The 8,202-nt window shown below is 29.4% G+C and carries 7 protein-coding genes; 3 read left to right on the forward strand and 4 right to left on the reverse strand.

Annotated features, from left to right (window positions below; all coding sequences use genetic code 11):
- Nucleotides 1-222 (forward strand): ISAs1 family transposase (locus CLTEP_RS12665; RefSeq protein ID WP_153016333.1); only part of this gene is annotated, 222 nt, incomplete at its 5' end.
- Between the two features lie 943 nt (nt 223-1,165).
- Here the strand turns inward: CLTEP_RS12665 and CLTEP_RS12670 are convergent.
- From CLTEP_RS12670 to CLTEP_RS12685, 4 genes are all read right to left on the reverse strand, one after another.
- Complete coding sequence (locus CLTEP_RS12670) at nt 1,166-1,351, reverse strand: hypothetical protein (RefSeq protein WP_066827271.1); 186 nt, start codon at nt 1,349-1,351, stop codon at nt 1,166-1,168.
- 1 nt (nt 1,352) lies between these two features.
- Entirely contained in the window at nt 1,353-1,541 is a 189-nt protein-coding gene (locus tag CLTEP_RS12675; protein WP_066827273.1) for a hypothetical protein, read from the reverse strand.
- A 296-nt stretch (nt 1,542-1,837) separates the two neighbouring features.
- On the reverse strand, nt 1,838-3,685 hold the full coding sequence (locus CLTEP_RS12680) for an ABC transporter ATP-binding protein (protein WP_066827278.1): 1,848 nt from the start codon (nt 3,683-3,685) through the stop codon (nt 1,838-1,840).
- Complete coding sequence (locus tag CLTEP_RS12685; RefSeq protein ID WP_066827280.1) at nt 3,682-5,904, reverse strand: ABC transporter ATP-binding protein; 2,223 nt, start codon at nt 5,902-5,904, stop codon at nt 3,682-3,684. The genes CLTEP_RS12680 and CLTEP_RS12685 overlap by 4 nt, the downstream gene beginning before the upstream one ends.
- Nucleotides 5,905-6,100: 196 nt before the next feature.
- Between CLTEP_RS12685 and CLTEP_RS12690 the strand changes: the two genes are divergently transcribed.
- Nucleotides 6,101-6,544: a MarR family winged helix-turn-helix transcriptional regulator gene (locus CLTEP_RS12690; RefSeq protein ID WP_066827281.1), complete on the forward strand. Its 444-nt coding sequence runs from the start codon at nt 6,101-6,103 to the stop codon at nt 6,542-6,544.
- A 767-nt stretch (nt 6,545-7,311) separates the two neighbouring features.
- Nucleotides 7,312-8,112: a hypothetical protein gene (locus tag CLTEP_RS12695; RefSeq protein ID WP_066827286.1), complete on the forward strand. Its 801-nt coding sequence runs from the start codon at nt 7,312-7,314 to the stop codon at nt 8,110-8,112.
- Nucleotides 8,113-8,202: the final 90 nt, after the last annotated feature.

The raw sequence follows: 8,202 nt of genomic DNA on the forward strand, positions 1-8,202 counted from the left end.
CATGGAAGAATAGAAAAACGTGAATGTTATATAGAAAACAATATTGAATGGTTAAATGAAAAGGATAAGTGGAAAAACTTAAGCAGTATAGCTATGATTAAATCCGAAAGAACAATTGATGAAAAAACATCAATTGAATATTCTTATTTCCTAACAAGTTTAGATTGTACAGCAGAAGAATTTTTAAAGTATAGAAGAAGTCATTGGGGAATTGAAAATTAACTCCATTGGGTATTATATGTAAGCTTTAATGAAGATCAGAGTAGAATAAGAATAGGAAATTCTCAAGAAAATCTTTCGGTTATTCGCCATATAGCTTTAAATCTTCTTAAACAAGAAAAAACATTAAAGTTAGGTATTAAAGGTAAAATGATTAATTGTGCCTTAGATACTAAGTATTTAGAGAAGGTACTAGGAATGAAATAAGAACTTCATTTTCAAAAAAATTGGATATGATTTTTCTGGTCTTTTACATCTAATTGTTTAAATATTTTGAAGAGTAACACAATGCAAATATAAATAAACCTATTTATGAATTAAATGTGTTCAAATTAGAAAATTATACAATTAATTTATAAATAGGTATTATATTGATGCGATTGCCCTTTATCTCTCTCAATTATACATATTTATTGATTTAGTTACTATTCAGCCACTAAAGAACACCTTACTTTCAAATTTTTATATATCTGACAGTAAAGCGTGAATATTAAGTTTAGATTCACCAAAAGAAGAGGATTATAGCTCTTTAAGCGAAACTTATATGTTAAAGTTGGATTAAATAAATTTACTGTAAATGTTGACTTTACACAGTCTAAAACATTCTTCAATATCCCTATAGACTTAGAGTGTATAGGACTATTGAGGTAACAAAAGTTTCTTTCAATTTCTATTGGAGTTATTATATTGATTAAGAATTGTTTATTTTCAATTTTTTTGTTGTTTTTTCATTTTTGTATTGTTCCTTTTCGCACAAAAAACGTAGTATAAACTACGCTTAATAGTTTTATCATCTATATTGTTTTTTCTGTGTAGCAATAATCTTAGTCTTTAAGTCTTCTTCAATATCTACTTTTGTTACATAAATATTAAATTCTGAAATAGCTAACATTTTTCAACTTAATCCAGTTATTTGCTTATATACTGAATCATTGTATTGCATAAACTATAACCAAACCAAATAATAATTTAAAACCTGCCCTCTAGTATTTTCCAAACCTTTTATCATAAATTCCTGTATATTATTTATGTTGTACAACTTACGTATATTTTCAATAAGAGGCTTCTTATTAATTTCTATATTATAAAAATAATCATATGCAGGTTTTTCTAATTTACAATACTTTTTCAACCTACAATCTCTTAGAAGTAGCATCAACATCTATAGTGAATATTGATTGATAACATTTTAATATTTCGGCACCAATTTTATCCCATTCCTTTTGATATTCATTTACTCTTTCATTTATACTAATTGTTTGGCTATTATATAGCTCCTCAATTTCTTGTTTTATATAGTTTGCTTTTTCTTCTAAATTCATTTTTAATCTTTTCTAAATTAAATACAGTATATATTTCACAAATAATAAAATACTCAATTATTTAGATTTCCATATATACAACATATTCTATACCTAATTTACAAAATATTCAATATATTTTTTAACTTTACATAGATTACTTCCATGATTCCATTAAAACCTTTCTTTTTACTGAAATTGTTATTTTCTATGTTCAATAAAAAGTAGCAAGAAATAAATAGCTAATCCAGCCTAATTAAGACTGGACTAGCTATTATTAACTATATTATTCTCTTTTCTTTATTTTCTGTTCTCTACTAAGACACATCTGCCATTTCAAACTGACTATTATAAAGTGAAGCATAAAAGCCATTCTTCTCAATTAATTCTTCATGTTTACCTTGTTCTACTATGTCCCCATCTTTCATTACCAAAATCAAATCAGCATCTCTTATGGTTGACAATCTGTGGGCTATGATAAAACTTGTTCTACCTTTCATCAAATTTTCCATAGCCTTTTGAATCAGTAATTCTGTTCTGGTGTCTACTGAACTCGTTGCCTCATCAAGAATTAGTATCTTTGGATCAGCTAAAATTGCACGTGCAATAGTCAAAAGTTGCTTTTGGCCTTGAGATATATTACCTGTTTCCTCGTTTAATACCATATCATATCCATTGGGAAGTGTTTTAATAAAATGATGAGCATGTGCTAATTTTGAAGCTTTAATAACTTCTTCATCTGTGGCATTAAGCCTACCATATCGAATATTTTCCATTATTGTTCCATTAAACAACCAAGTGTCTTGAAGTACCATGCCAAGCATGCTGCGCAAGTCACTACGTCTAAACTGTGTTATATCATGTCCATCGATTAGTATAGCTCCACTATTCAGATCATAAAAACGCATAAGAAGCTTAACAATAGTTGTTTTTCCTGCTCCTGTAGGTCCAACAATAGCAACTCTTTGTCCTTGTTTTATATGTGCTGAAAAATCCTTGATAATTATTTTATCAGCATTGTAACCAAAATGAACATTTTCAAATGCTACATCACCTTTTATTTCATTAACATCAACAGCATTTTCTATTTCAGAAACTTCCTCCTCTTCAGCTAAAAATTCAAAAACTCTTTCTGCTGCAGCTGCTGTCGATTGGAGTATATTTGCAGTTTGAGCTACCTGTCCAAGTGGAGATGTAAATTGACGAATATACTGAACAAATGACAAAATGTCTCCAACCTCGATTGTTTTCTTTATTGCAAGCCACCCACCAAGAATAGATACCATAACATATCCTAAATTACCTATAAAGTTCATGATTGGCATCATCATTCCAGATAAAAATTGGGATTTCCATGCTGACTTATAGAGAGTATCATTTAATTCATCAAATTCACTAATAGCTTTTTCTTCTCCATTGAAAGCCTTGACAATAATATGTCCTCCAAAAATTTCTTCCACATGACCATTAACGTGTCCTAAATATTTTTGTTGAGTTTTAAAGTACTTTTGAGATTTCTTTATTACAAATGAAATCATTACCATTGATAAAGGTAGTATAACTAATGATGCTAAAGTCATTATCCAGTTTATAGATAACATCATTACAAGTACCCCGATAATTGTTGTAAAGGATGTTATAAGCTGAGGTAAACTCTGATTTAATGTTTGGCTGACTGTATCAACATCATTTGTAACTCTCGATAAAACCTCACCGTGTGTATTTTTGTCAAAATATTTAAGTGGAAGGTGATTAATTTTTTCCGAAAACTCTTTTCTTAATTGATAAGATACTTTTTGTGCTACACCCGAAACAATAAAACCTTGTACAAATGAAAATGCAGCACTTGCAATATAAAGACCAATTAAAGTAAGCAAAATATTTTTAATATACACAAAATCTATTGCAGCACCATTAACCCCCATTACTTTTTTAACAATTCCTTCAAAGAGCTTTGTTGTGGCCTTTCCAAGTAGCTTTGGTCCTATGATTGCAAAAGACGCACTTCCAACTGCAAAAATCAATACAACTATGAGAGAAATGCTGTATGGTTTTAAGTACGCCATTAACTTTTTAATAGTTCCCTTAAAATCTTTAGCTTTTTCAATATGACCAATAGATCCTCTTCCAAATCCACGCTTATTATTCATATTTTTTCTATTCATGATGCAATTTCCCCCTTTGAAAGCTGTGATAAAGCTATTTGTCTATACACATCACAATTTTTCATCAATTCACTGTGAGTACCCTTTCCTACTATTTTACCCTCATCAAGCACAATAATTTGATCTGCATTCTTTATAGTGCTTATTCTTTGAGCAACAATAAGTACAGTACTCTCCTTGATTTCTCTTTTAAGTGCTTTTCTCAGTTCTGAATCTGTTTTAAAATCAAGAGCCGAAAAACTGTCATCAAAAATAAATATTTCTGGTCTTTTAACAAGAGCTCGTGCAATCGAAAGTCTTTGCTTTTGACCTCCAGATACATTTGTACCACCCTGTGAAATTTCTGTATTAAATCCTTCTGGTTTATCATCAATAAATTCCATAGCTTGGGCTATTTCTGCTGCTTTAATCACTTCATTTTGAGTTGCTTCTTCATTACCATACTTTAAATTGCTTTCTATTGTTCCAGAGAATAACACTCCCTTTTGAGGAACATATCCTATTTTTTCTCTAAGTGCATTTTGTGTTACATTTCTTATATCGATTCCATCTACAAGAATCTGTCCACTTGTAACATCATAAAAACGAGGAATCAAATTGATCAATGTTGATTTACCACTTCCAGTACTTCCAATAAATGCTGTTGTTTTACCTGCCTCTGCAACAAAGCTTATATCTGAAAGCACATCTTCTTCAGCACCTGGGTATCTGAATGAAACATTTTTAAATTCAATTTTTCCTTTCTCATCTATATTCTTATTAAAACTCTGAGGACTTTCAGGATCTTTAATGGTAATATCAGTATCAATAACTTCACAAATACGCTGTGCAGAAACAGATGCTCTTGGAAGCATAATTGAAACAAGTGAAATCATCAAAAATGCCATTATAATCTGCATAGTATACTGCATGAAAGCCATCATATTTCCGACCTGCATTGAACCTGCATCAACCTGATGTGAACCAACCCATACAATCAATATCATTATTAAATTCATAATAAGCATCATCATTGGCATCATCATTACCATAATACGATTTATAAATAAATTCGTCTTTGTCAAATTTGTATTTGCAATATCAAACTTTTTTAGCTCGTATTTTTGATTATTGAAAGCTCTTATAACTAATATACCAATTAATGACTCACGAGTTACAAGGTTCAATTTATCAACAAGTTTTTGTATGCTTTTAAATTTTGGAATAGCAATTCCAAACATAACCCCTACTAATAAAAATATACTTCCAACTGCAAGTACAATAATCCATCCCATAGTAGTATCAGTGTTAAGCACCTTAATTATTCCACCTATTCCAAGTATAGGAGCATAAAAGGCTATCCTAAGCAGAAAAACAAATAATCTCTGTACCTGCTGAATATCATTTGTACTTCGAGTAATAAGTGATGCTGTTGAAAACTTATCAAATTCAGAATTTGAAAAATTGACTACCCTTCTAAACACTTGTTTTCTAAGATTTCTTCCAAGTCCAGCGGCAACTCTTGAAGCAAAGAATCCGACTACTACTGCAGCTATCATACTTAATAAAGCTAATAAAATCATTTTGAGCCCTGAAACAAGAACATATTTTAGCTGCAGCTTATCAACATCAATTCCTATGCTTTTATACTCATCCTTAATATAATTAACTGCAGCTTGAGTAATCATAGTATCGGGCATATTCTCAAATTTTTTATTTATATTTTCCTTCATAGCTTTTAATTTTTCTTTTGGCATTTTAGAAAGTAACATAAAAGTATCAACATTTTTAGGTATATTCATTGATGGTGCTTTAAAATCATTCTTCTCAATACCAGACACTATAAGGATAGGTTTACCTAATATTAAATTAAGCTTATTTATTTCATCCTTATCACTAGTATCAAGTTTGTAAATTGCCTCTTTATCAAGTAAAGGATAGTCCTTTAAATAATTATTTAAATCAGTATTATTAAGGTTTTGTTTATCTAAAAGAATATAGTCATTCTTCACTATATTCTTATCACTTTCACTCATGAATAGTAAAAGCTTATCAAATTCATTTTTGCGTATCACATCAGGCACTGCATTTTCAATTCCACTTTGCTGAATACCTACATTTACAATATTAGACATATAGTCTGGCAAGGATAAATTACACGTAGCTTGAACAAACAATAGAATTATAATTACTATAATTGAAACAGCAAATGGTTTCAAATACTTAATTAATTTTAGCATTCAATACATCTCCTCTTCAGATTTATATTACTCTACAAAATGTTAATTGCTTTATAAGTAATAATATAATATTAATTATAAATTTATAACTATTATAAGTCAATAACTTTTTTGTTGTAGAGAAATTATTTTTAGTTTATAATTAATATAGTAATAACATAAAACTGATATAGAATTGTAATCTGGAGGAACACTTATGAATTGTGATGAACTTAATAAGATTTCAAATGATTTGTATAACTTGATGTTTGCTTTACATAAAAAAATACTCAACCCAAGCGAAATGATGAAGGGTTTTCCTATGCCACCTTCTCATGTAAAAGTGGTAATTTATTTAGCTCGCAATGGAGCATCTTCTATTTCCGAAGTAGCTAAGAATCTAACAATATATAAAACAAACATGACACCTATTATTGATAATTTAATTTCTAAGGAATTTGTCACTAGATATAACGACCCAAGTGACAGAAGAATAATCAGAATTGCACTTACAGACAAGGCTCGTGACTTTTTGAAAGAACAAGAACAAAAAGTAAAAGATAGCTTAGCTGATAAACTGTCTTCTCTTTCTTCAGAAGACTTAAAAGTTCTTCAAAATTATATAACAGGGCTCAATGATATTATGCTAAAAATCGACTAATCACACCCTGTAATCTGGAGAAAGGAGGTAAAAAAGGTTCTAGGAATTCGGTGCTAGGGTTTCTCTGACTAAGTCACAATATGGTTTGGCGACTAGTGATTGGCGATTAGTGACTTTGTTTTAGTCTCCAGTCTCTAATCTCCAGTCTCCAGTACAGATTTGTGACTTGACAACCAGTATCTTATTAGGTACTAGGATTAATCAAGTGTGCTAGTTTGCTAGAGTACTAGGCTACTAGTGCAGATTCACAACTTGATTGCTATATACCTTCAATCAGCAAATATTTTTTATATTGAATTTAATAAATTGCGTAGCAATTTTATCATTAGCTGGTAACTAGCCCACTGATAACTAGAAATCTTGTTTTAAAAGGGTACTAGGATAAATCAAGTGTGCTAGATGGCTAGTTTCTAGTGCAGATTTGTAACTTGACTGCTATATACTTACAATAAAGTTACAAATGTTTTTTATATTGTATTTAAGAAATCGTGCAACGATTTCATCATCAACTAGCCACTAGTCCACTGATAACTAGCACTCTTATTCAAAGAAATTGCGAAGCAATTTCAACCTCTACTATTCCCTATTCTCTATTCCCTATTCTCTAATTAAAGTTCTCTAATTAAGGTTTTCTGCTTTTTTCACCCACTATATTCACATAGTTACAAGCACTTCATAAAGCAGCACATATTACAGCTTGTACATATTATTATTATGCAATATACTCAAATTATATAGAAATTAAAACAAAAGAGGAGGAGTAAATATTGTATAATAATTTTAAAAGATTAGTTTCAGTTATAATGCTAATTCCATTGATTTTCACAATTCTACCGACAAAAGCAATAGCTGAAACTCTAAACAACAACTTAAATATTTATGAACAATCTGTACAACACAGAAATGACAACTATGAGAAAATTCTAAACACAAAAATTATTAAAGAAATTAAAGAAAAAAGAGAGAAAAATATCAAATATTTTTTGAAAGATGATTTATCATATGAAGCAGCAATTTATCCTTTTGCAATACACTATAAAGAAAACGGTAAATGGAAAGATATAGATAACACTCTTATTGAAAGCAATGATAAGAATGATAATAGTATTGTAGAAAACAAAGAAAATAACTATAAAATTAAAATTTCCAAGAATGTTAACTCAGACAAGCTTGTAAACATCAAAAAGGATAAGTATGAAATTGCATGGAACATACAGGATTCAATTATAAACAAAACAATTCAAAATCAACAAGCTGTTGAAGGAATGTTGCAAGATGATATCTATAACACAAAACAGTTACATAACAGTGCGCTTAGTATCAAAAAGCCTAATACGAAAATATTAGAAAAACTAACAGCTGATGAAAAAAAGAGAACTCTTACCAAGGTTTTATCAGAGGCATTTTTTTTAAACATATATGAAAATGTAGATTTGCAATATGAAATCAGACCCGAATCAGTAAAAGAAACAATTGTAATAAATAATAAAATTAATGATCCAAAATTTTATTTTAATATACAGACTAAAAATTTAACGTACCTAGCAGAAGTCTCCCATCTTCTATAAGTGGGAGATGAATGCGTAAAAACAACTTGCTCCTATTATTTTATTTTTTTTGTACTAAAATAAAGTCAGCAGTAAATAATATAAATGAGT

This window comes from Clostridium tepidiprofundi DSM 19306 (assembly GCF_001594005.1).
GTDB lineage: Bacteria > Bacillota > Clostridia > Clostridiales > Clostridiaceae > Clostridium_AC > Clostridium_AC tepidiprofundi.

Bases quoted from the DNA above. Each gene is read 5' to 3' on its own strand.
- CLTEP_RS12690 (WP_066827281.1), top strand. From the start codon at position 6,101: ATGAATTGTGATGAACTTAATAAGATTTCAAATGATTTGTATAACTTG.
- CLTEP_RS12680 (WP_066827278.1), bottom strand. From the start codon at position 3,685: ATGAATAGAAAAAATATGAATAATAAGCGTGGATTTGGAAGAGGATCT.
- CLTEP_RS12685 (WP_066827280.1), bottom strand. From the start codon at position 5,904: ATGCTAAAATTAATTAAGTATTTGAAACCATTTGCTGTTTCAATTATA.
- CLTEP_RS12675 (WP_066827273.1), bottom strand. From the start codon at position 1,541: ATGAATTTAGAAGAAAAAGCAAACTATATAAAACAAGAAATTGAGGAG.